General features: G+C 54.1%; 16 protein-coding genes and 1 tRNA gene. 10 read left to right on the top strand and 7 right to left on the bottom strand.

Annotated features, from left to right (window positions below; translation table 11 throughout):
• Positions 1 to 120: 120 nt before the first annotated feature.
• Positions 121 to 1,074, top strand: a complete 954-nt coding sequence (locus tag Poly59_RS06435) for an LURP-one-related/scramblase family protein (protein ID WP_146533309.1) — start codon at positions 121 to 123, stop codon at positions 1,072 to 1,074.
• A 47-nt stretch (positions 1,075 to 1,121) separates the two neighbouring features.
• Here Poly59_RS06435 and pheA read toward each other — a convergent pair whose 3' ends face one another.
• Positions 1,122 to 2,240 carry a prephenate dehydratase gene (gene pheA / locus Poly59_RS06430; RefSeq protein ID WP_146533308.1) on the bottom strand — a complete coding sequence of 373 codons (1,119 nt, stop codon included), beginning with the start codon at positions 2,238 to 2,240 and terminating at the stop codon, positions 1,122 to 1,124.
• Between the two features lie 351 nt (positions 2,241 to 2,591).
• On the opposite strand from pheA, the gene dnaK reads away from it, so the two are divergent.
• On the top strand, positions 2,592 to 4,520 hold the full coding sequence (gene dnaK, locus Poly59_RS06425) for a molecular chaperone DnaK (RefSeq protein ID WP_146533307.1): 1,929 nt from the start codon (positions 2,592 to 2,594) through the stop codon (positions 4,518 to 4,520).
• Between the two features lie 182 nt (positions 4,521 to 4,702).
• The gene (gene clpB, locus Poly59_RS06420; protein WP_146533306.1) at positions 4,703 to 7,339 is read left to right on the top strand and encodes an ATP-dependent chaperone ClpB; all 2,637 of its coding nucleotides are present in this window, start codon (positions 4,703 to 4,705) and stop codon (positions 7,337 to 7,339) included.
• A gap of 67 nt (positions 7,340 to 7,406) precedes the next feature.
• On the opposite strand, the gene Poly59_RS06415 is transcribed toward clpB, so the two are convergent.
• Complete coding sequence (locus Poly59_RS06415) at positions 7,407 to 7,907, bottom strand: hypothetical protein (protein WP_146533305.1); 501 nt, start codon at positions 7,905 to 7,907, stop codon at positions 7,407 to 7,409.
• 279 nt (positions 7,908 to 8,186) lie between these two features.
• Here Poly59_RS06415 and Poly59_RS06410 point away from each other — a divergent pair, with 279 nt between their 5' ends.
• Entirely contained in the window at positions 8,187 to 8,459 is a 273-nt protein-coding gene (locus Poly59_RS06410) for a hypothetical protein (protein WP_146533304.1), read from the top strand.
• Positions 8,460 to 8,493: 34 nt separating this feature from the next.
• A complete protein-coding gene (gene aroA / locus Poly59_RS06405) occupies positions 8,494 to 9,822 on the top strand; it encodes a 3-phosphoshikimate 1-carboxyvinyltransferase (RefSeq protein WP_146533303.1) in 1,329 nt (442 codons plus the stop codon).
• 18 nt (positions 9,823 to 9,840) lie between these two features.
• Here the strand turns inward: aroA and Poly59_RS06400 are convergent, their stop codons facing one another.
• Positions 9,841 to 11,727, bottom strand: a complete 1,887-nt coding sequence (locus Poly59_RS06400) for a purple acid phosphatase family protein (RefSeq protein WP_146533302.1) — start codon at positions 11,725 to 11,727, stop codon at positions 9,841 to 9,843.
• 39 nt (positions 11,728 to 11,766) lie between these two features.
• Complete coding sequence (locus Poly59_RS06395) at positions 11,767 to 12,465, bottom strand: ankyrin repeat domain-containing protein (RefSeq protein WP_146533301.1); 699 nt, start codon at positions 12,463 to 12,465, stop codon at positions 11,767 to 11,769.
• 155 nt (positions 12,466 to 12,620) lie between these two features.
• On the opposite strand from Poly59_RS06395, the gene Poly59_RS06390 reads away from it, so the two are divergent.
• The 3 genes from Poly59_RS06390 (at position 12,621) to Poly59_RS06380 (ending at position 19,427) form a co-directional block, all read left to right on the top strand.
• Complete coding sequence (locus Poly59_RS06390; RefSeq protein ID WP_146533300.1) at positions 12,621 to 13,475, top strand: hypothetical protein; 855 nt, start codon at positions 12,621 to 12,623, stop codon at positions 13,473 to 13,475.
• 444 nt (positions 13,476 to 13,919) lie between these two features.
• Entirely contained in the window at positions 13,920 to 18,821 is a 4,902-nt protein-coding gene (locus Poly59_RS06385; RefSeq protein WP_146533299.1) for an Ig-like domain-containing protein, read from the top strand.
• 282 nt (positions 18,822 to 19,103) lie between these two features.
• Positions 19,104 to 19,427, top strand: coding sequence for an HU family DNA-binding protein (locus tag Poly59_RS06380; RefSeq protein WP_146533298.1), 324 nt, complete (start codon positions 19,104 to 19,106; stop codon positions 19,425 to 19,427).
• Positions 19,428 to 19,781: 354 nt separating this feature from the next.
• On the opposite strand, the gene fliM is transcribed toward Poly59_RS06380, so the two are convergent.
• The 3 genes from fliM to Poly59_RS06365 all read right to left on the bottom strand — a co-directional run bounded on the left by fliM (position 19,782) and on the right by Poly59_RS06365 (position 23,288).
• The gene (gene fliM, locus Poly59_RS06375; protein WP_146534366.1) at positions 19,782 to 20,855 is read right to left on the bottom strand and encodes a flagellar motor switch protein FliM; all 1,074 of its coding nucleotides are present in this window, start codon (positions 20,853 to 20,855) and stop codon (positions 19,782 to 19,784) included.
• Positions 20,856 to 20,964: 109 nt separating this feature from the next.
• Positions 20,965 to 22,242, bottom strand: coding sequence for a glutamate-5-semialdehyde dehydrogenase (locus Poly59_RS06370; protein ID WP_146533297.1), 1,278 nt, complete (start codon positions 22,240 to 22,242; stop codon positions 20,965 to 20,967).
• A gap of 104 nt (positions 22,243 to 22,346) precedes the next feature.
• Positions 22,347 to 23,288 (bottom strand): GGDEF domain-containing response regulator, encoded by a 942-nt coding sequence (locus tag Poly59_RS06365; protein ID WP_146533296.1) that lies wholly within the window; start codon positions 23,286 to 23,288, stop codon positions 22,347 to 22,349.
• 379 nt (positions 23,289 to 23,667) lie between these two features.
• On the opposite strand from Poly59_RS06365, the gene Poly59_RS06360 reads away from it, so the two are divergent.
• Together Poly59_RS06360 and Poly59_RS06355 are read left to right on the top strand one after the other, a co-directional pair.
• Positions 23,668 to 23,752: transfer RNA gene (locus tag Poly59_RS06360), tRNA-Leu, on the top strand.
• Positions 23,753 to 23,914: 162 nt separating this feature from the next.
• Entirely contained in the window at positions 23,915 to 24,811 is an 897-nt protein-coding gene (locus tag Poly59_RS06355; RefSeq protein WP_146534365.1) for a phosphatidylserine decarboxylase, read from the top strand.
• Positions 24,812 to 25,388 lie beyond the last annotated feature (577 nt).

Raw genomic sequence — 25,388 nt, 5'->3', positions numbered from 1 at the left:
TCACGGCCTTGGCGGTCTAGGAAGAATGTGCCGATTGTCCGGATTGCGATGGACAGAAACGTTGGTGTTGGTCGATCTTAGAAACCGAGGACCGCTCCACGACGCTGCTTAGGAAGGATCATGAGCAAGAAGGACCCCCTGCCCAGTCGCCGGTATCTGGACATGTGGGCGTTGCCTGGGATGCACCCCAGCAACGTTGGGATCATGCAGCAGATGACGACCGCTGATTCCAATCACTTCACCACTCACATGGACAGCGTCGGGACGGTCTCTGAGCAGGACTACGAGACTGGCGCGTGGGAGCGGACTCACATGATCGGCCTGCGAACCGATGTGTGGAAAGTCGACGGCGAGGAAATGGAAGATGCCCTCAGCGTGCTGAAGGATCAACGCCGCCAACGGTTGAAAAAAGAGATCAAAAAGAACGGTCGTTTAAACGCAAAACAGCAACAAACGCTCGACGAGAAGCTAGAAGCCGATGAAGTGATGTCGCTTGAAGCGGGCGATATCGAAAAGCGTCGCTTGATTTTAAAACTGTTCAAGACTTCGACGGATCGCGTGCGTTGGTGTGGAACGATTGAGCAAGTCACGATGACCGAAGTTCACAACTCGATTGGTTCGCGTCGAAACCTGTTGACGATGGTTGTCATGCTGCCACGATCCGAGCACGTGACGTACATCCAGCAAAACCATCGCACGTTTCGCATCCCATCCGTGTTTACGTTTGGCTTCTATGACGGCAAACACATGCATCACGTCGAATTGAAACGAAAATGGATCTCGATCGGCGCGGACTTTGACGTCAACTGCGATGGTGAATCGATCGGCGAAATCGACGGCCGTTTGTTTTCGTTTGGCGCCGATAGCTACGTCGATGTCGACGCGGGCGAATTGAGCGAGAATACTGGCTTTGTTGACTTGATGACTTTGTTCACTGCCAGCGTTGGATATCACAAAGCGATGCGAAAGAGTGTCGATCGCCGAGTCAAAGCGACGCTCAGCGGACAATCGCATTGCCATGTTGTCTGCAACGAGGAACTACGCTTGCGCCACAACGGCCGAGCCGCAGCATGATCCGGGCTGGTCAATTGCCGGCGCAATACCGCTGCATCGCTGACGTACTACAGATGGGCTTTGGGGTACGAACCCAAAACGGTGAGTCGCTGTGACTGGGCTGATAGTTGTTCAACCGCAGCAGCGACAGGTGCGTCATCACGGTGACCGGTAAGTTCGACGAAGAACAGGTATTCGTTGGCGGCTTCGGGCGATGGAAACGATTCGATCCAGGTCAAGTTTAAGGCATGGTCTTTGAAGACCAACATGGCATCGGCCAGTGCACCTGGTTTGTGATTGACTTGGAATAAAATCGCCGTCTTGTCGTCGCCCGTTCGTTCCGGACGCTCCTTGCCAAGCACAGCGAACCGAGTGACGTTGTTGCGATTGTCTTCGATACTGGCGTCGATCACGTCCAGATCATACTCGCGGCCCGCTTCTAAACTTGCCACGGCGGCAACGCCGTATTGCTCCGACGCTAGTTTTGCCGCGGCGGCAGTGCTGCTGATTTCAACCAGGGTGGCCTGCGGCAAATTCTTCGCGAGCCATGCACGACACTGGGACAGTGCTTGTGGCTTGCTGTGGACTTCGATGATTTCGTGTCTTGGTGTTTTAGAAAGCAGATTGTGGTGGACTGGCAACAGAACTTCGCCGCAAATTTGCATGTCTCGCCGGACAAACATCCCCAGCGTATCGACGACGCGTCCATCAGTGCTGTTTTCGATCGGCACCATTCCCGTCGCCACGTCACCGCGCTCGACTGCATCGAAGACCGCAGGAATCGACGATACCGGAATCATAGCGCTGGCGTCGCCAAAATACTTGATCGTTGCCAAATGGCTGTAGCTATGCTTGGGCCCCAAGAATGCGATTCTTAGTTCATGCAGGGATTGAAGGCACAAGCTTGATAGATGACGAAGCACGCTGGCGACGCCGTCCGGCGGCAGCGGGTCAGTGGCCGATGTCGCGTTGTGGGTCAATGTGCCAATTTGCTGGGATGCAGCGGCAACGCGGCCGACGACTCGGCCCGGGTCTAACGCCAGACTAGACTTCACCTTTACCGCCCGTTGGTGGAACAACGCAATCAAGGCACGGTCGATTTCGTTGACCGAACCTGACGGATTCGCGTCGTTGGCGGGCGATGTCTTGTCGGTCGGATCTGTGCTTAGGTCGGTCGGATCAGGCATTGAAACGGCAGGGCTAAATGAGGCGGCAAGTTAGCGGAAACGAAAGACTCGGTCGGGCAACGCTAATCTGTCAATTTGACACCCGCCGAAATTGACCCTCGGACGCTAAAATTGAAAGCTGTCAAAATTGTCGTCCAAAAGCGTTTCCGTCGCCAGAATTGAGCCTGAAATACGTTTCAAGGATATCCCAAAACAAATTTCGCGGGTTGTTTTTGGCGAGTTTTGGGGCGACTGGCACGGACTTTGCCTTACCTCACCCAAAACACCCATTGGTGACGAATTCGACAGTCCGGACACCGGAAGGAAGATTCAGTTTCTCACCAGCGCGACCTCTTCAAGGAGAAACCCGGCATGGCTCAGGGCGAAAAAATTATCGGAATTGACCTCGGTACGACCAACAGTGTCGTGGCGATCATGGAAGGCAGCGAACCCAAAGTGATCCCCAACGCGGAAGGCAATCGTTTGACGCCTAGCGTTGTCGCATTCACCGACAAGAACGAAACCATCGTCGGCGAGCCCGCTCGTCGTCAAGCGGTCACCAACCCAAAACGCACCGTGTACTCGGTCAAGCGTTTCATGGGCCGTCGTCACTCGGAAGTTGAATCCGAAGAAAAGATGGTCCCGTATGCCGTTTTGGGCAAAGCCGACGAATACGTCAAAATCGGCGTGGGCGATAATGAGTACACACCGCAAGAAGTCAGCGCGAAAGTCCTTCGCAAGCTGAAAGAATCGGCTGAGTCGTACCTTGGTCACAAGGTCAGCAAGGCCGTCATCACGGTGCCGGCTTACTTCAACGATGCCCAGCGGCAAGCGACCAAAGATGCCGGTGTGATTGCTGGCTTGGAAGTTGCCCGAATCATCAACGAGCCCACCGCAGCCGCATTGGCGTACGGACTGGACAAGAAGAAAGACGAAAAAATCATCGTCTTCGACTTGGGCGGTGGTACGTTCGACGTTTCGGTCTTGGAAGTTGCCGACGCCGGTGACGATGATCAAGAGAGCCGCGTCTTCCAAGTGATCAGCACGAGCGGTGACGGTCACCTTGGCGGCGATGATTTCGACGAAGCACTGATTCACTACGTCGCCGATACATTCAAAAAAGAAAACGCGATCGACTTGCGTAACGACCCGATGGCGTTGCAGCGTTTGCAAGAGGCCTGCGAGAAGGCAAAGAAAGAGCTTAGCACGCTGCCAGAAACCGACATCAACCTTCCCTTCATCACGATGGATGCTTCGGGACCGAAGCACTTGACGATGAAGATCTCGCGATCAAAGTTCGAAGAACTGATTGACGACTTGGTCGAGCGATGTCGCAAGCCGGTCGTCCAAGCGCTCGAAGACGCGGGAATGAAACCCGGCGACATCGACGAGATCGTGTTGGTCGGCGGCAGCACGCGAGTTCCTAAGGTTCGCGAACTGGTCAAGAACATCTTTGGCAAAGATCCTCACCAAGGCGTTAATCCTGACGAAGTTGTTGCCGTTGGTGCTGCGATCCAGGCCAGTGTTTTGGCCGGCGACCGGACCGACGTCCTGTTGCTGGACGTGACCCCGCTGACCTTGGGCATCGAAACCGAAGGCGGTGTGATGACCGCGCTTGTCGAACGGAATACGACGATTCCAGTCGAGAAGAAAAATGTCTTCAGCACCGCTGCGGACAATCAGTCAGCAGTCACCGTGCGAGTGTTCCAGGGTGAACGCAAAATGGCGACCAGTAACCGGTTGCTCGGCGAGTTCAATCTCGAAGGGATTCCCGCCCAACCGCGTGGGATGCCTCAGATCGAAGTCAAGTTCGACATCGACCAGAACGGTATTTTGGCGGTGTCAGCAAAAGAACTGAAGACTGGCAAAGAAGCATCGGTTCAAATCAAAGAAGCTGGTGCCCTTAGCGAAGACGAAATCGAACAAATGCGGAAAGATGCCGAGTCGAATGCCGACGAGGACCGCAAGACGTTCGAATTGGTCGAAGCGAAGAACAAAGCCAGCCAACAGGTCTATCAGCTTGAGAAACTGATGAAAGAGAACGACGAAAAGCTGACCGATTCGGACAAAGAGCCGATGAACAAAGCGATCGAAAAAGTGAACAAAGCATCCGAAGGAACCGACGTCGACGCGATCAAGCAAGCGACCGAGGAACTTGATGCGGCGTCGCAAGCGTTCAGCAAAGTGCTGTATGAAAAGACCGAAGCGGCGGGCGAAGCCGGTGCAGCCGCACCAGGTGCCGCTGCAGCAGCGGACAACGATGATGACGCGATTGACGCGGACTTCGAAGTCAAAGACTAACGCTGTACTGACAATGTCGGAGTAACGAAAGGCGAGCGTCGCATGACGCTCGCCTTTTTCGTGTTTGCACTGAACTTTTTTCAGTTCTCACGAGTCCGACACGCCGTTTGTAATTTCAGTGGTCGCCGATGCAAATTCGGAACGACTTTTGCGACGAACTAGTTCATAGGAGAACCACTGCCATGACATTTAGATTTGATAAACTGACCACGAAATCACAGTCCATCGTCGCCGACGCACAGGCTCGCGCGGCTTCTTTGGGCAACCCCGAGATTTTGACGCTGCACATTTTGGCAGCCATGATCGACGAGGCCGATGGAATCACTCGTCCGTTACTGGACAAAATGAAAGTCGACATCGAGCAATTGACCAGCACGGTCAAAAGTGAGATTACTCGACTTCCTGCTGTCTCGGGTGGGCGCCAGCCAGGGATTGCACCCGAGCTGCAAAAGGCGTTCGATGCAAGTTCCGATGCAGCGGCAAGCTTGAAGGACGACTACGTCGCGACTGAGCACTTGCTGCTCGGATTGACACGTGTCGATTGCAAAGCGAATCGGTTGCTGAAATTGGTGGGCGTTTCTGACAATGACGTGCTGTCGGCGATGGCCGAGGTGCGCGGATCTGCGCGCGTTACCGATCAGAATGCCGAGTCCACTTATCAGGCACTTGAAAAGTTCGGGATCGACCTCACTCAGTTGGCGGCCCAAGGCAAACTAGACCCAGTCATAGGCCGCGACAACGAAATCCGACGAGTGATTCAGGTTTTGTCGAGAAGAACCAAGAATAACCCGGTCTTGATCGGGCAACCCGGCGTTGGCAAAACCGCTATCGCCGAGGGGCTGGCTCTGCGGATCTTCGAGGGTGACGTCCCGGCAAGTTTGAAGGACAAAAAGGTCATTTCGCTCGACATGGGAGCTCTAGTTGCCGGCGCTAAATTTCGTGGCGATTTTGAGGAGCGTCTGAAATCGGTGTTGCGAGAGGTCAAGGATTCCAATGGCCAAGTCGTGCTGTTTATCGACGAGTTGCACTTGGTGGTCGGGGCTGGAAAGGCCGAAGGATCGCCCGACGCAGCTAACCTACTGAAGCCCGAACTTGCCCGCGGTGCACTGCGATGCATCGGAGCGACGACGCTAGATGAATATCGCCAGAACATTGAAAAAGATGCGGCTCTCGAGCGCCGTTTTCAACCGGTTTACGTTGGCGAACCAAATGCAGAGGATACAATCGCGATTTTGCGAGGGTTGAAGTCGCGTTACGAATCGCATCACGGTGTTCGGATCACAGACAGTGCCATTGTTGCAGCTGCAAATCTTTCCAACCGCTACATCGCCGATCGGTTCCTGCCCGACAAGGCGATTGACCTGATCGACGAAGCCGCTAGCCGTTTGGCGATGGAAAAGGAAAGTGTGCCTGAACCCATTGATCAGATCCAACGCCGACTACGGCAGCTCGAGTTGGCTCATCGGCAATTGGTAGCTGAAGAGGAAGATTCGGCGGTCGCCAAGCGGACGGAAATCGAAGAGGAAATGAAGACGCTCGAACGCGAATTGGCGGACCTTCGCGAGCAGTGGGAGGGCGAGAAGATGGGCTTGGACGATGTTCAAGCCATTCGCCAAGAAGCTGAAGCGTTGCAGCATAAGTTCGCGACGCTCGATGTCGAAGCGAAACAGAAGCAACAGCGTGGTGAAAGTCCTGAGTCGATCTACCAAGAAATGCTCGACACTCAAGCGAAGCAAAACAAGCTTGAAAAACGTCTGGAAGAAATCGAGTCGGCTGAACCCAACGACACAGCGGAAGACTCAACTGACCGGCGCCGTCTGCTGCGCCGCAATGTGACCGAAGACGAAATCGCCGAGGTAGTCAGTGCTTGGACCGGGGTTCCAGTAAGCCGAATGCTTGAAACCGAGCGAGCCAAATTGTTGGTCATGGAAGAACGGTTGCACGGACGTGTTATCGGACAAAACGAGGCGGTGACGGCGGTATCCGATGCGGTACGACGTAGCCGAAGCGGACTGCAGGATCCAAACCGACCGATCGGTTCGTTCTTGTTCCTCGGCCCAACCGGTGTTGGCAAAACAGAACTTTGCAAGGCGCTCGCGCAGGTGATGTTCGACGACGAGTCTGCGATGGTTCGGATCGACATGAGCGAGTTTATGGAGCGTCACAGCGTGTCGCGATTGATCGGCGCACCGCCAGGATACGTTGGGTATGAGGAAGGCGGGAAGTTGACCGAAGCGGTTCGACGGCGACCTTATTCGGTGCTGTTGCTAGACGAAATGGAGAAGGCTCACCCAGATGTGTTTAATATCTTGTTGCAAGTGCTTGACGACGGTCGTTTGACCGATGGTCATGGCCGAACGGTCAACTTCACCAACACGGTGATTGTCATGACCAGCAACGCTGGCAGCCAAGTGATTCAGCAAGTTACCGAAGAAGGTGGTGGCGAAGATGAGATGCGGGCCGCTGTCAACGAGTCGCTTCGGGCAAGGTTCTTGCCTGAGTTCCTAAACCGGATCGATGACATTGTCATTTTTCATCCGTTGCAGAAAGATGAGATTCGTAAGATCGTCGGGCTGCAGTTGGAACGATTGGCTGATCGTGTCAAAGAAAACGGTTTGCTAATCGAAGTCAGCGAAGACGCGGTCAGTGAAATCGCCTCGGTGGGATATGACCCTTTGTATGGGGCCCGTCCACTGAAGCGAGTGATTCAGCGCGAGGTCGAAAATCCATTGGCGACTGCCCTGCTGAAGCACTCGTACCCTGAGGGATCGACCGTCAAAATTGATTTCGCGGACGGCGAGTTCCGATTCAGCGGGTAGTGCACGCCAACAGCGACAGAATTTGATCAGGGGCGTCCGTGCGGCAACGGAACACCCTGTGTTTGGTCTATTCGGTGGTCACCATCACCGGGGCACGCCCAGGGATAATGCGGACTTCGATGTCATCGAGACTCTTGTTGCGAAGGCGTTCTTCGTCTTCGTTTTCGATGTCTTCGAGTTTCCGATCACGAAGTCGATCGACGTTAGGCTCTTTCGATTTCGGCTCGTTTGCTTCGCCTGAGTCTCGCGGATCGTCGTCTTCGTCGGCCGCTTTCTTCTTTTGACTTTGCAATTCGCGGATGATTTCATCCGGTTGGCTCGGATCATCACGATTGACCAACTCCGATAGCTTGGCACCGCCGGGGTCGAAAACGCTGCCGACACGTCCCGATTCTCGGTTGGTTCGTTGCCAAGCTCCGCCATAGGCCGGGTAAGCCAGATCTTCGCAGTCCGCGCAAATCCGACATCCGCCAAGGGACAGGGCCGCGATAACGAGGGCGACGATGACGAGAGCCTCGTGTTGCGACTCGCGTCGAAAGGATCGTGTTTCAGAAGAGACATTTAGCATTTTTTGACTCGAGCGTTTTCAGACGCGCAGACGAAAGCCGACGCTCAACTGCGTCGACATCGGTTGGTATCGACTGGATCGGGTTTGCGGTTGAGTTAAACTTTGCCGGCTGGGAAGCTGGTGCGGCCGAGGTGGGGGCACACAAGAATATCGAGAAAATTTAAGATTTGGCTAAAGTCGCCCTTCCTTGCGCTGCCGCCAAAATGAGAAGAAAGGCGTGGGCCGAAAAGGATTTTGGCTCTCTTATCTTCGAACTGGCGGAAAATGGAGCTTCCCGGCATGCCTGATCTTTCCCAAATTACCGGCATCATGGATGCTATCGTTCTGCCGTTGATGGGCTGCGTCGCGTTGATGTTTGCCAAATTGACTCAGGGTGAGGCCGCTCGCTGGGCCGAACGCCAATTTTTTGCGGCTTTGGTCGTGATCACTGTAGTGACCGCTCGCACGGTCATGATGTGTGACGATGCGTGGCTGTTGCACACGACCACGCTAGGCGTGATGACGGTGGGCGCTTTGGTCATTCCGAGTCAAGATACTTTGCTGGCAGTATGAACTGTCGATTCGCCGAACTCTTCTAAAAACGCTGATGTCCGACCGACCTACGATCCCTTTTGTTGAAGTCGTTCCCGTCGGTCGAGTTTGTGGGCGTATTCGCCCACCAGGCAGCAAGAGCCTGACCAACCGAGCATTGATTTGTGCGGCTTTTGCCAGTGGCAATTCAGTCTTGGCCGGGGCTTTGAAGAGCGAAGATACCGAGGTCATGATCGACGCCGTTCGGGCGATTGGCGTCGCGGTGCAGATCGCTGATGGCGGCAGCACGCTGTGCGTCGATACTTCGGCTCGGCTTGTGCCCAAAATTGGCGACCAGCGAACTGAGATGTTCATAGCCAACAGTGGTACGACCATACGTTTTCTAACGGCGGCCTTGTCTGCCTTCGGTGGTCACTATCGACTGCACGGAGTTGACCGAATGCACCAGCGTCCGATTGGCGATTTGGTGGCTGCGATTGACGGCGTGATCGAAGGTCACATCGAAACGATGTCAGCCGATGGTTGTCCGCCGGTGCTAATCCAGTCCAGCAGCTGGCGTCCTGGCGAATTATCGGTCGCCGGCTCGGTTAGCAGTCAGTACTTGAGCGGCTTGATGATGGCGGCGCCAATCACCACTGTCTCGTCGCGAATCCAAGTCGTCGGCGAATTGGTCTCACGTCCGTACGTCGACATGACGGCCGAAGTGATGCGATCGTTCGGTGCGGACATTTCTATCGTTGACGCGAATGATTGCGTGTCCGTCGAAATCGGCAGCGCTGGTTATCGCGGGATTGATTACTCGATTGAACCTGATGCTTCGGCTGCCAGTTACTTTTGGGCCGCCGCCGCGATCACCGGCGGCGAAGTCACGGTTGATGGTTTGACCGCCAACGCGATGCAAGGTGACGTCGGGTTTGTTGACGTGCTGGAAAAAATGGGCTGCAAGATTCGGTCGGACAAAAACTCAATCACGGTCGTGGGTGGCAAGCTTGTCGGTATCGATGTCGATATGAATTTGATCAGCGATACCGTGCAAACGTTGTCGATGGTTGCATTGTTTGCAGATGGGCCAACCCGAGTCCGCGGCGTTGCCCACAATCGTTTCAAAGAAACCGATCGAATCGGTGACTTAGCTTGCGAGCTGAGGAAGCTCGGCGCAACTGTTGACGAGCACGACGATGGAATGACGATTCATCCGCCTGCGACTCCGACACCAGCGACGTTAGAAACGTATCACGATCACCGGATGGCGATGAGTTTTTCGCTGGCGGGATTGCGAATTCCAGGCGTCAAAATACTGGACCCCGCCTGCACATCAAAAACCTATCCCGATTACTTTGCCGATCTCGAGCGGTTGATCGGACACCCGCACCTCTGGGCGTGATCAATTCGCGGTTAGTTATTACTTGCCCGTCAATTCTTCGTGGTCCGTTGTGATGGATTCGGCGTATGCCAATTCGCCCGTTCGGCCGTCGAAGTACTGAAAAATGACTTGAGGGTGGGGAAACGCGACCAAACGTTTGCCGCCAAGTTTCGGAGGCATGTTGAAGACGTTGTTGATCTGAACGACACAGAAGTGTGGATACATTCTTTCCTCACGCGGCAGGTCGGCTAACACGTAGCTGCTCCAGCGGATGTCCATTTCTCGTGGACCAAATTTCCACTTGCCAGTCGCCGGACGATTGCTCTCGTCCAGTTCCGGGACATGATTGACGCTGTTGTGCGGTCCACAACAGAATTCCCAAACATCGTCCGTGATCTTGATCGCGAAACTGTTGTGCAAATCGCCGGTCATCACAAAAACTTTCTTGTTCAGTTTATCCCAGGCGTTGATCAAGCTTTCGCGTTCGTCCAAGAAACCAGTCCAGGCTTCTTCCTTGTTTTCGTTGTCGGCCTCGAATCCCCCGGCGCCGCTGTGCGGGATCATGAAGGGAACCGACGAGATGACAAAGAAAAAATCAGCATCGCTGGCCTGCATTGACTCAACCAGCCACTCGCGTTGTGACGAACCCAGCATCGAAACACCTGGCTTGTCTCGCTGTTTAACATCGTGCATGTCGCGTTCGCCGCGAGTGTCCAGGATATAGAACTCGCAGTTGGCGACGCGGAAACTTCCGTAACTTCGTCGACCAATGGAGTAGGCGATCGTTTCGCTGTTGGCCTTGGCTGGCATGTGCAGGCGGAGACGGTTTTTGTCGATGACTTCAACAATGTCATAGACGTAGGAATTGGCTTCGCCTTCGTCGGTATCGAAAGCCATGTCGTTGACGCCTGCTTCGGCGGTGCCCCAGTGAACATGCAAGTTGGACATCTCGCCAATCGGCATCGCTGTGAAGTCCGCATTCATGTCCGTCAACACATCACTGCCCTGTTGCATCGATCCCGTTCCAAAATGAACCGGGTGATCGTGCGCCATCGGATTGGCCCAGCCCAGGTAATCAAACCAAGCTTGCGTGCCAATGTCGCGAAACACCGTGCGACGATGTCGCTTGCCGGCTTCCGCGGATCCCCAGATGTCGTTGACCAGTTCGTGGTCATCGAACGTGAACATACTAGGCACATTGCGATGCCACTTTGCCAGTTCGACACCGCGATCCAGATACAGTTTGTAGTTTTCCCAAACGCCTACAATCGTAGGAGCCACTTGAACGATATTGGGAAGGTTCGTAACGCCTTGGATCAAACGCCAAGCTTCGGTCGGAAACGTACGCAGTTCCTCATACAGCCAGTCGCCGTTCATGATGTGGAAATGAACCTTGTCAGCCCAGTCGGCGTTCAGGTGCTCGTATGTGGTTGATCGGTGCCCCGGACCATGCAGCGGATTTTGGTTGGCACAAGATCCAATTTGAAAACGAAAGTTAAACAGTCCATCTGGATTGTATTGCGCATTTTGGGACTGCTCTTTGCTAGGCAACGTCCGAAAGGTCCCCGGTAAGCCGTGAGGCCGTCCGTTCACCCAAACTTGATAGTGAAATCGAGTATCGGGCTGCAATCCGTCCAGCGTGATTGTTCCGGTGTTGTCGTGATCTATCGACGTGGTACCGGGCTCGCTGGTTTGGTTGAGGTGTCGCTGTAGCGTGCCGTAGTGGACCTCGAAGTTTCCCGGATCGGACGTCCTCGCCCAAACGCGAACCGAGTGATCGGTTGGCATTCCTAACATCGGACCGTGCGTCAATCGAATTGGGTCACGTCCCGATCGAGAAGCATCGATTGATTGGGCGATGGCCGTAGCGTCGAAAGAAAGGACGCAACACGACAGGATCAACGATACGGCGAGACAACGAAACATACTGGCTAGCCCGATCGGTTAAGAGAGTGGCTTGAGTGATTACGGCAACAGTGCTGCCGTTTCCGGCTTGCCGGAATTGATGGCATGATTTTTTGCGGTGTCATTGTCTTCGTCGACAACGTTGGGATCGGCACCGCGATCAAGCAAGATTTTAACAACTTCGACTTCTCCCACGGCGGCGGCCGTCATCAGGGCAGTGAAACCTTCGGTGGTTTCAGTCGCATTCACATTTGCGCCTGCGTCGACCAGCATCGTGACCGCATCGGGAAACGGGCCAGACGCAGCATGCATTAGTGGTGTTTTGCCTTCGAAGTCTCGCGCGTCAACTTCCGCACCATGTTCAAGTAGCACTTTGATGACGTGTGAGTGACCGTTGTAAGCCGCCATTAGCAAGGCAGTGTACTTACGATCCGGGTCTGGGGCGTCCACGTTGGTTCCTGCCGCCAGGGCTTTGCGAACGACGTCAATGTTTCCGTCGTGCGCCGCAACTCGAAATGCTTCGTCGCTGTACTGGACGGTCGACGATTTGCCGGCCGGTTCCGTTTCTTTCGTTGCATCGGTCGAAGCAACCGATTGATCCAATGAAGTCGCCACCTCATCTTTGACGGTACCATCCTTCCCAGCGTCATTCGTTGTCTTGAGAGCGACAGATCCGCCACATCCGCAGACGTTGACGAGGATGAACAGAGACGCCGAAAAAACGGTCACGCAGCGGTGATTCAATTGAGTTTGTTTCATGGCGGACAGTTTAACGGATAGGGCTAACGCTGATTAGTAGAGGCCAAACTGGAAAGAAATTGACCACAAAACAAGGCGGTAGGTTCAAGTTCGGCGCCTAGGGGTGTGTTATCATACTGTTACTACTATTCCCCCTATCTTTAGGAGTTCGGTTGATGAGTCTCTTTCGTTTTCTGTTTCTTGGCGTCGCATTTGCGATTTCGCAGTCCTCTTTCATTTCAGTTGTTCAAGCGGACGAACCCGTCGCCGTTGATGCAAAGAAGCGGGCTGTCTTTCAAGAGGCTCGCCCCGATTGGTCACGCAGTTGGGTCATTGTCTCGCGTCAAAGCTATTGGCCGTTGTGTTACGAATCGCTTGATCGGACTCAGGAGGCCGCAGAACTGATTGGGAAGAATAAGCCACAGGAATTGTCGGCTGCGCTAGAAAAAGTTTCCGCTTGGCTGAAGCTGTCGGCTTCGGCTGCAAATACAGATGGCGAAGAAGGAATCATTGACGCGTCGGAACTCGTTGATGACGCGGTCGAGTCGATTGAAAATAAAGACAAGAAGTTTTCCGACGAACAACTAAAGAGTCTTTTGACATTGGCATGCACAGCGACTGCAAAGTCGCATGTTTTGCGGGCGACAAATTTTGACGACGATACCCGTGCTCGGCGATGGGCCAGAAATACCAATGGGAAGCCTGCTGCAACGAAAGAAGAAGCGGAGCTTCGAAAAGAGATTGCCAAAGAATTGGTTGAAAAGGGGCGAGAGCAGTATAGTCATGACACCGAGCAATCTTACCGGCACATCGTCGTGGCCCAGGCCTATTTGGCTGCAGCGGAAGAGATGGGCGGTGTCAAGATTTCGGCCGACCTGATGAACGCTTTTGAACCACTCAAGCCCGGAGTGAAGGCCTACGAGATGGCGAACTATTTTGATGACGAAATCACAGCTCGGGCAACCAAATTGCTCGCTGAAATTGATGCTCAGCGAAAAGTGCTGATCGGAAAAATCCAATCCGGCAGCTAACCGGATAGAACTGCTGATGAAATCAGTTCGTCCGGTTCTTCAAGGACTGGGCGAAGGCATGCCTTGGGCATGCCTATAGGGCATCAAGTGGTTCAGCAGGCTCTTTTCTCGTATTGAAACGCCGGCCGGCAATCGCGCGGCCGGTTTCTTCTTGCGCCGACGCCAGGTTTTCAGAAATTACCTCGTCGTTTTTGCGCGTCCCATTATAATTGGGGAACGGATCCTTCGGCCATCGCGTCAGAAACGTGCTGCAGCCGACTTTTCAGTGATCCTCGCTATCACGCAGGTGTTAAACGGTAGCGGTCGTACCGAATTTGTTTGTCTTTCCGCCATTCCGATGCCGAAACAACACCGACGGATGACAGTCTCATTGCGCTCCTTGCCAGCGATTTTGTCTCCGATCGACTACGTTTCCTTCGTCGCTCGCGTTCCCTGAGAATCCTGATGCGCTCTTCAAAAGCCAAGTCTGCACACCCTGCTCCCTCGCGAGGGGTCCGTCGCTTGCTCGAGAAATTCGTCCTGGGCGGCTCTGATCCAACCCAGCCGCGTAGAGGCCGTTTGCTGCTCGAATCGCTTGAAAAGCGGCAATTGATGGCTGGCGATATGGAGCTTTTGTTCACCGAAGGAGTCGATTCGGCGACGCAATTGCAGTTGACCGGGGCGGCTCAGACGACCGGAGGGTTGCAAACAGCCACTCAAGCGGAAGGCGAATCAGCGCCCGATTTGGTTCAGTTTGCCAAAGATCTGGCCGATGCAGGCGTCGTTTTTTACGGGGCTCATTGGTGCCCGGCCTGTACATCCCAGAAAGAGCTTTTCCAAGACGGGAAAAATGATCTTCCTTTCGTTGAAGTGACCAATCCGGATCGAACACTCAATTCCGTGGGGATTGCGGAAGGGATCAATGAGTTCCCGACCTGGGATTTCCCCAACGGTACGCGATTGGTCGGCGTCCAGACCCTGGCGACGCTTAGTGCAACGGCGAGCGTGGCGATTCCGCAAAGCGATCAGCCAACCTTCGAGCCAATCGGCAATTTGACGGTTCTTACGGGCAGCCCACTGCATGTGCCGATCGACGCTTACGATCCCGGTGACGGACCGCTGACGGTGACCGTTTCGGTCGCCGATCCGGCGCTGCTGCAGGCTTCGGTGTTGACGGGGAATCGATCGATCCGAATCGATATGGATGGCTATGGTGATATGGTTTTCGAGCTGTTCGAAGATCGAGCGCCTGTGGCTTCGGGGCGAGTCGCCGACTTGGCCGAATCGGGATTTTATGACGGCATTATTTTCCACCGCGTTGTGGACAATTTTGTCATTCAAGCGGGTGACCCAACCGGAACCGGGACGAGCGGATCGACGCTGGGAAACTTTGATGATGAATTCCACCCGGACTTGCAACACAACCGTGAAGGCGTGCTGTCGTTTGCCAAGAGTAGCGATGACACGAACAATTCGCAGTTCTTCATCACCGAAACACCTACCCGCTTTCTAGACTTCAATCACTCGATTTTTGGTCAGTTGGTCGAAGGCTTTGATGTTCGTGAAGCGATCAGCGAAACGGCCGTCAACAACAGCACACAGAACAAGCCTGTGACGGACGTGACGATCAACACGATCGATGTTTTTAACGATACTGAAAACAGTGTTGTGATGTTGAAGGCTGTCGGTAATGCAACGGGCACGACTTCTGTCACGTTCACGGTCACGGATGCCGATGGGAACACGCACTCGGAAACAATCAGTGTGACTGTGGCGACAGATACCGAAAACAGTCAACCTTTCTTGAATCCGATCACGTCGCCAGTATCTGGTACGGCGGGAACGCCAGCGACGCTGCAACTATCGAGTGTCGACGTCGAAGGCGATACCGTCTTTTATTCTGCGTCGTCCGTTTCGGGGGCGAGCAGTGGATCGGTAAGCGTCGATTCGTCGACAGGATTAGTTACGGTAACGCCCGTATCCGGTTTTAGCGGTGAGATCGTCGTGAATGTTGGGGTCAGTGATACGGCGATAACGTCTGGGCAAACTGCTGATGATAACCAACGTGTTTCATTTAACTTTGCTGCGGTAAGCACGGTGGCAACGCCGACGTCGGTGGACCTGCAAACGGCGAGTGATTCTGGTTCTAGCAATATCGACAATGTCACCAATGTCGGTTCGCTGACGTTTTTGGTCGGTGGCGTAACAAACGGTGCTACGGTCGAGTTAGTCAATACAACGACCGGGTCGGTGATCGGTACTGGCATCGCATCCGGATCAACGATCACGATTACGACAAATAATATTGCGGCGCTGGGTGATGGAACTTATCCAATTGCTGCCCGTCAGCGCGTCGGTAGTGTGACCAGTGCGTCAACGTCGGCATTGTCGGTCGTGTATGACACCACATCACCGGCGTCGGTCGTCAGCAGTGCAGCGACTCAGGCAAACGTCGGTCGCGCCTTTGTGACGGACCTGATCAGCACCGAAGAGGGCAGCGGGCTAAGCTACACCTTGACCACGAATCCTGCTGGCGCGACGATCGATTCAGTGACGGGCGTGATCAACTGGACGCCGACCGCGGCTCAGGCTGGTGCGAACACGTTCAATTTTTCGTTGACGGATCTCGCGGGCAATGTTCGAACTGAAACGTTGACCGTCAATGTTTCGGGCGAACCGCAAGCCGAGATTAAGTTGCAAGTGGTTGACTTGAACGGTAACGCAATTTCATCGATTGCTGTTGGTCAAGAGTTTTTTCTTCAGTTCATCGGCGTTGATGCTCGTTCGTTTACAAAGCCCGGTGTGTTTGCGGCGTATGCGGACATCTTGTTTGATGGAACTTTGATTGAACCTGTTGACGGAACGCCGATTCAGTATGACCAGGGTTTCACTGTGGTGCCGAAGGGTGCGTTCAGTGACGGTCTGATCGACGAACTGGGCGCGGTGAGCAATCGAATTGTCGCGAGCAACGTCGGTGAAAGTCTAATCGCGTCGGTTCGCATGATTGCCAAAGCCAGTGGAAACGTTAACATCCGCAGCGAACCCGCCGATGATACCGACAGCGATGTGTTGCTGTTTGGTCAAGACGACCGAGTTCCTGCTGAAACGGTCGCCTACGGTAACGTGTCGTTGGAGATTGGACAGACTTTCACCGTTGGGAATGACTCGTTTACCGTCGCGGAAGATTCTGCTGCGACGACGTTGAATGTTCTGGCAAACGACACGGTAATCAGTGGCACAGGTACGTTGTCCGTCATTTCGGTTGACCAACCGACAACCGGTGGCACTGTAACCCTGGTCGGTGGTGTGGTTTCCTTCACGCCATCCGCGAACTTTAACGGCACCGCAGAATTTACCTATCGAGTTGCAAACAGCTCTGGATCACAGAAAGACGGCAGCGTCACTGTGACAGTAACGGCGGTGAATGATTCGCCCAGTGCGGTTAACGACTCGTTTACGGTCGACCAAGACTCGGTCAGCAATCCACTCGATGTGCTGGCCAACGATACGTTTGCACCGGATTCGGGCGAGACGCTTACAGTCACTGCGGTGGGAACCAGTTCGGCTGGCGGAACCGTGACAATCGCAACCGGCGGTGCTTCGGTCGTTTACACACCGGCGGCTGGATACATCGGTGCGGATTCATTCACATACACGATTAGTGACGGCAGCTTGACCCATCAAGCAACTGTTTCGGTCACTGTCCAATCGTCGGACGAACCGCCGGTGGCGGTTGCGGATGCCTTCACCGTGGTCGAAGACGCTGCCGAAGCTGTTTTTGATGTCACAGCTAATGATACGCGTGACGCTGGCAATCAAGCATTTCAGTTGACCGCGGCTAGCGCATCATCCGGCGGATCGGTGCGTGTGAGCGCCGATGGTACTCAGTTCTTTTATCGTCCAGCAGAAAACTTTGCTGGTAGCGAAGTCGTTACCTACACGATCGTTGATACCGGTGGCGGAGTCGCAACGGGGACCGCGACGTTTACAGTCACGCCGGTTAACGATGCACCACCGACTTTGGATAAAACGGTTACCGTCAATCGAGGCAGCGCGACGGAGTTTAGCGTGTTAGCTCTCACCGAATTGCCTGCCAACGTCGACTCGGGGGAAACGCTAACGATCTCGACCGCGTCGAATTCGACGACCGCCGGCGGCACGACTCGGGTGGATGCAACAACCAACACGATTTTCTACACGCCACCGTCCACGACGTTCACTGGTACTGATACGGTCACTTACACCGTTAGCGACGGTACACTGACCAGCAGCGGAACGTTGACGATCCAGGTTTCCGAATACACGCTGCGAAACATTTTTGTCAACTATTCGACGGACACGAATGTGGGCCAGTTTGGTTCTGCATTGGTGCTAAAAGGTACGGATCTTCTGAATCAAGAAGTCAATAAAACCATCAGTTCCAATGCAAACGGGCTTGTCTTTGACGGCGTGTTGCCTGGGTCTTACACGGTTGATGTGCCAGCGATTGGGTTCCTGCAGGGGGCGACGGAAGCCAGGACAATCAGCATCGAAAGTGCGGCGGATGACGGCGACACTACAATTCAACTGGACGTTGGCCAGTTGAAAGCTCAGTACATTTCGATACGTGACTGGATGGGAAGTGCGCCAAGCAAGACTTTGCTGGTCGCTGTGGCGCCGGGGCAAACACATTCTTTGGTTGTGCCATCACCGTCTACCGATACCATTTCGCAACCTGTGGTTTCGTTAAATGCGGATGGTTCCAGCGTCACGATTCGTGGCACCGCGCCGACGGGTACCAATGGAGCCTCGCAAGCGGTCGAAACCACGGTTTCGACGGTGAATAATCCAAACGTTCAAGTGCGTGGCGAAATTGATGGGTTGATGTTGTTCAAAATTAACGTTCAGACCGGCGGTGTTACTTTCAATCCAGCAACCGCGACTACGACGACGGAATCAACCACCACGACAGGTTCGGCATCAACGGCGAATGTTTCAGTCGCGCGTTCGGTACAGAGCGATGCACCGGAGTCTGCGTCAAACGGAAACGGTTCGAACTCGATCATCGTGGGTGAACAACAAGCCGAAGGCGAGTCGATTGCGACCGCATCGGTGACGGTCGCGGATGCATTCGTGCCGTCGGTGATCGCGGCTCCGGCCCAAAGCCGTTCGGCGGTTCTGGCACTTGAAGACGGCGATTTATGGGTGGAATCATCGATTGGTGACGAAACAGAAACTGAAAAAGTCACCGATGTTTCGTCGATCGATTCGGCGATGGAATCGGTCGCAACCACGTTGTCACGCGTCTCGTTGGTCGGTGATCAACTAGCGCAGACCGAGAATGTTTCGGTTGCCGCGATTGATGATGCACTGCGCAGCGAAGTGTAGTTTTTAGCCTAAAAACCGAGGTTCGGTAGCCGCCGAAATCATCAAAAATCGGTCTCATTGAGTCTGAAAATGGAGCCGGTGGACCGATCCCTCGGCAGTCAAGACTTGGTTTTCCTGTCAAGCCCGTTCCAAAAACCCCGGAAAACGTTGGTTTTTTTGGTCGAAGCCGGGTTGCAACAAGACTGTTTGCGGCATAACACTTTGCCGATAGTAATCGCGGGCGTAATTATTTCACGCTTTGAGCGACCCCAGAACACTTTCCCAGACAAAGGTTTGACACCCATGGCAAAAGCAGCTGCTGCTCCCAAGGCACCCACCAAGACCCAGATTCTTGCCAACATCGCCGAATCAACCGAAATGACCAAGAAGGACGTTGCGGCTGTATTCGACGCCCTGACCGCCGAAATCGCCAAGTCGCTTGGCAAGGGTGGCCCTGGTCAATTTGCGATCCCTGGTCTGTGCAAGATCGTCCTGAAGGACGTTCCCGCTAAGCCAAAGCGTAAGGGACGCAACCCAGCCGACGGCCAAGAAATCTGGTTGAAGCCAAAACCAGCTAGCAAGAAGCTGTCGATTCGCCCTTTGAAGGGTCTGAAGGAAATGGCGTAAAGCCATTCACTTCGAAATCGAGAAATCAAAATGACGACTCGCATTGCAAGTCGTTAACAGATGTTTGGCTCGCCTGATCCCAGGCGAGCCATTATTTTGTACTTTTAGGCGTCTCAAAATCTTGCTCTGGGACGGATGCGGTCTTCAGTACGCCCCTGAAACGCGAGCACAGCGTTTGACAGGTTTGGTCGATTGACCGATGGTTCTTGAGCCTTCGGAGCAGGTAGGCGGCGTAGGCGGCGTTTACGACGCTGCATCGTCAGGTTTTCGGATGTGCTAAATAGCGTCCCTGTCTTGTAGCACCAGCGATGATTGTTCGGCGGGTGAAGTGCGATTTTTCGGAGCTAAATCCTGTTACGGGGTCTCGCTGGGAGGTGGGGCTTGTTTATGACGTTCCATCACTGACTCGATTCGCACTGCCTTCTTGCCTTTGAAAGCACCGACACGAGTGTGGAACTTAGGCACATCCTGGACCGCCAACTCAAGCGGCGACGTGACCTCCTTTTCCGTCGTGATGATGTCGCCCACCGCGAGTTCTAGTAGGTCTCTGGTTCGAATTTTTGATGTCGCAAGCGTGACGACAATGTCAACGGGCGCATCTTTGACACTCGTTGAAATTCGATCACGAGTCTCAACGGTCGGTGTTCCTTTGCCGTAGCCAACCCAGCCGTTGCGAGACAGCCGAGAATTGAAACTCTCGATCGTGTTAAAGGGAATGCAAAGGTTCATCATTCCCCGGTTCTTGGCTAGCAAGACTTCGAATCCAATCAGAATCACGACCTCGTTCGGCGGAACGATTTGCACCAATTGCGGATTGCTTTCAACTTTCTCGACGTCAACGTCGAGTTCCGAAATGTTTTCCCACGATTCTTTTAGGCATTTCAGAAACAACGCAACCACTCGTCCGATCAAACGGTTTTCGATTTCCGTCAAGGGACGCCGGATGGTTTCGTTGGGATTGGGGTCACCGCCAAGCATGCGATCGATGATTGCATACGACAGTGAAGGAGCGATATCCAAAATCCAATTTCCGTCCAGCGGCTCGGGCTTGAGCACATTGAAACAGCTTGGGTTGTCGAGGCTGAAAACGAACTCGCTGTAGGTCAACTGATCGACGCTCAGCAGTTTGACTTCGATCATCGTCCGCAGCATGCCGGACACCGACGCACCGAAGTTTCTAGCAAGTGACTCGTGCAGCGAATGCATCGCCCGCATCTGGTCTTTGCCGACACGCTCGGGGCGTTTGAAATCGTATGCGGTAACTCGAGCGTTCCCGCCGGCGGCGGGCGCTGAACGGGCGGCTGATGCCGTCGGGCTTTTTTCGTCGCTGATCTTCGGGGCTTGCGGTTTCGGCGGCGCACCGTCGACCGTTTCCATTGCCTTTAGCAGGCTTTCGACTTGATTCTGACTGAGTGATTCGTCGGGCATATCCATGTCCCCTTTCGAAAGAGGGATTGGTGGCAACCGATCAGGTGTTCGAGAGGACTTCCCAACCCTGTGTTCGCTGCTTCAATCCCTAAGACTTCTCACCTAACACTTATTCTCTGACTTGTCCATTTCCGCGGACGATGTACTTATAGCTTGTCAGTTCTCGCATTCCACAGGGGCCGCGCGCGTGGACTTTGTCCGTTGAGATTCCGATTTCGGCTCCCAGCCCAAATACTCCGCCGTCGTTGAATCGAGTGCTGGCGTTGACCATCACAGCGGCACTGTCGACGCGATTCGTGAATGTCTCGGCAGCTTGCAGGTCGCTCGTCACGATCGCGTCAGTGTGATGCGAACCGTGTCGATTGATATGTGTGATTGCTTCGTCGATCGAGTCAACGATCGCAATGCTGATGGTTGGACCGAGGTATTCCGTCCCCCAGTCACTATCGTTCGCGGCAACAGCATCCGAGAGAATGTTCATCGCCCGCGGGTCGGCTCTCATTTCAATCGAATGAGTTCGTAATCGATTTGCGATCGCGGGCAACGCTTTCGCCGCGATCGACGAGTGAACCAGCAAAGACTCGCACGCATTACAAACGCCCATCCGTTGGCACTTTGCATTTTCGATGATCTTGGCAGCCATTTCGACATCGGCTGAAGTATCAACATAAACGTGGCAGTTTCCGTCGTAGTGTTTGATCACTGGCATCGTTGCTTCTTTGGCGACGCGGCGGATCAGGCTTTCACCACCACGAGGAATCGTCACATCGATCAATTCACCCATGGATAAGAAGTGACCCACGGCCGCTCGGTCAGTCGTCGCAACCAATTGCACCGCGCCGGTCGGGATGCCGCAGCCGTCGCCGGTTTCGGACAGAATGTCAACGATCGCACGGCTGCTGTGGATGGCTTCTTTGCCGCCGCGCAGAATTACTGCATTGCCGCTCTTGATGCAGATGCCGGCCGCGTCCGCCGTCACATTAGGTCGACTTTCGTAAATAAAGAAAACGACGCCCAGCGGGACGCGGCGTTTCAGGATCTGCAGGCCGCCCGGCCGAGTAAACCCGTCCATGATTTCGCCAATTGGATCCGGCAGCGCTGCAATTTCTCGAAGGGCACCAGCAATGGCCGCAATTCGTGTCTCGTCGAGTCGCAATCGGTCTACCGCTGCGTCGGTCAAGCCGTATCCAGGGGCCGCCGCTAAATCGATTTCGTTGGCTGCAATGATTTCATTTGCTCGGGCAACCAATGCATTGGCGGACTCTTCTAGCCAACGATTCTTGACGGTGGTGTCCAAGCACGCCAGTTCGTACGACGCGGTACGAGCGGTTTCGGCAGTTTGACGGCAATATTGGCCGAGCTCAAGCTCGGCGGCGGTCGAGGACATGTCTTGGGTGGGGAAAGCGAGGCAAAATACGGCGAGTAGAACAAAAGCCGTTTGATTCTCGACAAAGTCACGCCCAAGGTCAACGTCGATCAGCTAAATCGCGTTTACGCATGTTTTAGGCAGCCAACGGTTTCTCTACTGCGGTCCTTGGATGCCAGGCGGTTTCGTCCCGATGTTTTTGCTTCATAGAGTAGTACGTCGCAGGCCATGTAAGCGGCGTCCCAGCAATCGTTAGGCGGAGTATTGATGACGCCCGCGCTTGATGTAACGGAAATCGCAAGATCGCCGGCGGTGACCTTCTCGCTAGCCAATTCCCGCAAAGTGCGGTCAATGAACGAAACGGCAATGGGAAGTGGGTAGCCCGGCATCAAAATGGCGAATTCTTCGCCTCCGAATCTCGCCGCCAACATCCGTGGACCGATCGACTCGGCCAAGAATTTTCCGACGTGCCTCAAAACGGCGTCACCAACGAAGTGGCCATGTTCGTCGTTGATCCGTTTGAAATGATCGAGGTCCAGGATCGCGATCGACATCTCTGTGCCGCTTATTCGGGTCGATTCCAATGATTCGGTGAACCATGTCTTTAAGTGCCGGCGATTCGGCATTCCCGTCAACGGATCGGTGTCTGCAGCAGCCTGGAATCCCAATACTTTTTGTTGCCGGGCAATCGCGAAAATCAAGGACCGGTACAGCATCTGTCCTGTGATGTGATCTTTGGACATGAAGTCCTGGGCACCGCTTTCGATCGCTAGCAACGCCAGTTCTTCGTCATTTAAATCAGTGAGTACGACGACAGGGAGTCGAGCGTCCATGGCGCGGATCTTGTCGAATGATTCAAGACCTTTAGCGTCAGGCAACGACAGATCAAGCAAGCTGACGTCGAAATCTTCTGCCCCCATCAACGAAATGGCAGCCTCGAGTGTGTCGGCTCGCCTGACCGAGAAATTCAGGCTTGGGTTACACTCCAGCAGTCGAGTCACGAAGATTGCGTCGTTCTCTGTGTCTTCGACAAGCAGGACTTGGATGGGGCGTAGGTTGGTAAGCATGAGGTGCCTATGGAAGGTTGTGAAGAATTGAACTTCTAGCCCCAAGTGCGTCCCCAGGATTGCATTTCCCAAAGTCGCGCTCGCAAGACCTCCCCCCGTGAAAAGGATTGTATCTGTCGCAAACGCCCCATTTTAGTTTTCGGCAAACCGCGTCGGCGATATGGACGAGATTAATCTGATACTGCCGACGTTTCGGCAATCGCGACTGACTTGTCGCGCCAGACGTTGCATTCGTCATGAATCGGTTTGGACACAGATCTCTCGCTCGTTCCCTTCACGGCTTTTGCAGGGAAACAAGAAAAGTCCTTTGGTTGGGGCGTTGACGAATTGATGCAATCTGAGAAACTCTGCAACTGCTGTAACAGCAACCACGCAATTTGCGGCCGTGGCGAAACTGGCAGACGCGCAAGGTTGAGGGCCTTGTGGGAGTTAATCCCGTGGAGGTTCGAGTCCTCTCGGCCGCATCAAGTTACCTGGCGACCGATTTGTCGGACGCTGACGTGTTGTGTTTTTGCGTTTCTTTTGCACTATCGCCGGCTGGCTGCGCTGTCTCTTGATGCACGATGCGTTTCTTGCTGCGTGGCGACGAACCCACAGCGGCTGTTGATCGCTATTCGCAGGGCACCATGGCAGAAATCGTTTTTCACGACCGCTACACAGGCCAAGACTGCGTCGAAAAGGTCTATGGCGATGCGTTTTTGCGTTGGACCTACGAGACATTGCCCGGAAAAATTGCGTTGCATTCGGCGGTCAAGCGAGCTTGGTTCTCGCGCTGGTACGGATGGCGCATGGATCGTGAGAAATCTCGCCAGAAAATTGGTCCGTTTGTTCGCGACTATGGATTGGACCCGAACGAGTTTGTTCGCTCGCCCGACCAGTTCGCTAGCTTCAATGAGTTCTTCTTTCGAAAACTGAAGCCGCAGGCCCGCCCGATTGATTCGTCCGAGTCGTCTGTTGTTTTCCCGGCTGACGGACGGCATCTTTGCGTGCCGGATTTGTCCAAGTGCGAGGGGCTTTTCGTCAAAGGCGAAATGTTCGATTTGGCGACTTTGTTGGATGACGAGAGTTTGGCTGATCGGTACGCATCGGGCGGGTTGTTGCTGTCGCGGTTATGCCCGGTTGATTATCACCGATTTCATTTTCCCGCGGCAGGCGTTCCCGGTTCGGCACGATTGATTAATGGGCCGTTGTTTTCGGTTAACCCAATCGCTCTTTGCCAAAACGTTCAAATACTTGCAACCAACAAACGCACATTGACCAAATTGCAAACCGAACACATGGGCACGGTCTTGGTGATGGAGATTGGGGCCACTTGTGTTGGCAGTATTTGCCAAACGTATCAGGCCAGCCTGCCAGTCGCGAAAGGTGACGAGAAGGGTTACTTTCGATTTGGCGGATCGTCGACCATTCTTATTTTCGAGTCCGGGCGAGTGCGTTTTGATGACGACCTAGTTGGCAACTCGAAAGCAAACCGAGAGCTCTATGCGAGAGTGGGCGATCGCATGGGCATGGTTGTCGCTTAGTCGCAGAACTGTAAGGTCAAGGCCGGCTGCGAAATGTGTTCGGCGCGATTTTCCGCTGTTTCATCGCAATTCCGCACCAGGCGTTTACGCCAGCAGCGTTTGGTTCCTTTGTGATGTCCTTCTGTTGCGTGTTGGAATTCCCCCAACGAGGTTGGACCGGATTGATTGTAAAACGCCGTTGGGTTTTTATGACGTGTGCTTTTTGATCCTGGGAACGTCAGCTCTTTGCATTCGCCCCATCGATTTGCGGTCGACCATGAGTTTGCAGTCGACGCTGGGTTCGTGGTCGACGCTGGGCTTGGGGGCAAGCTTCTTTAGCTTCGGTGCCAGAACCAGGCTAGCAGTCTGTTCTGCGTTTCGTCGGGACATTCGATGCGCGCACGAAAAAACCCGCTCTGGCAGGCGACGCTCCAGAGCGGGTCATTCGAGATTCATTGGTGATGAAGTGGTTCCGAGGAACCTGTTTTCTGTTGAGTTGTTTGGAGAGTCATTTTCACAGATTCAGTGATACCGGTCACCCGGTGTCACCATATTCTAAGAATCCTTAGAAAGGAGGTGATCCAGCCGCAGGTTCCCC

Source organism: Rubripirellula reticaptiva (genome assembly GCF_007860175.1).
Classification (GTDB): domain Bacteria; phylum Planctomycetota; class Planctomycetia; order Pirellulales; family Pirellulaceae; genus Rubripirellula; species Rubripirellula reticaptiva.
This window is presented reverse-complemented; position numbering and strand designations above follow the sequence as displayed.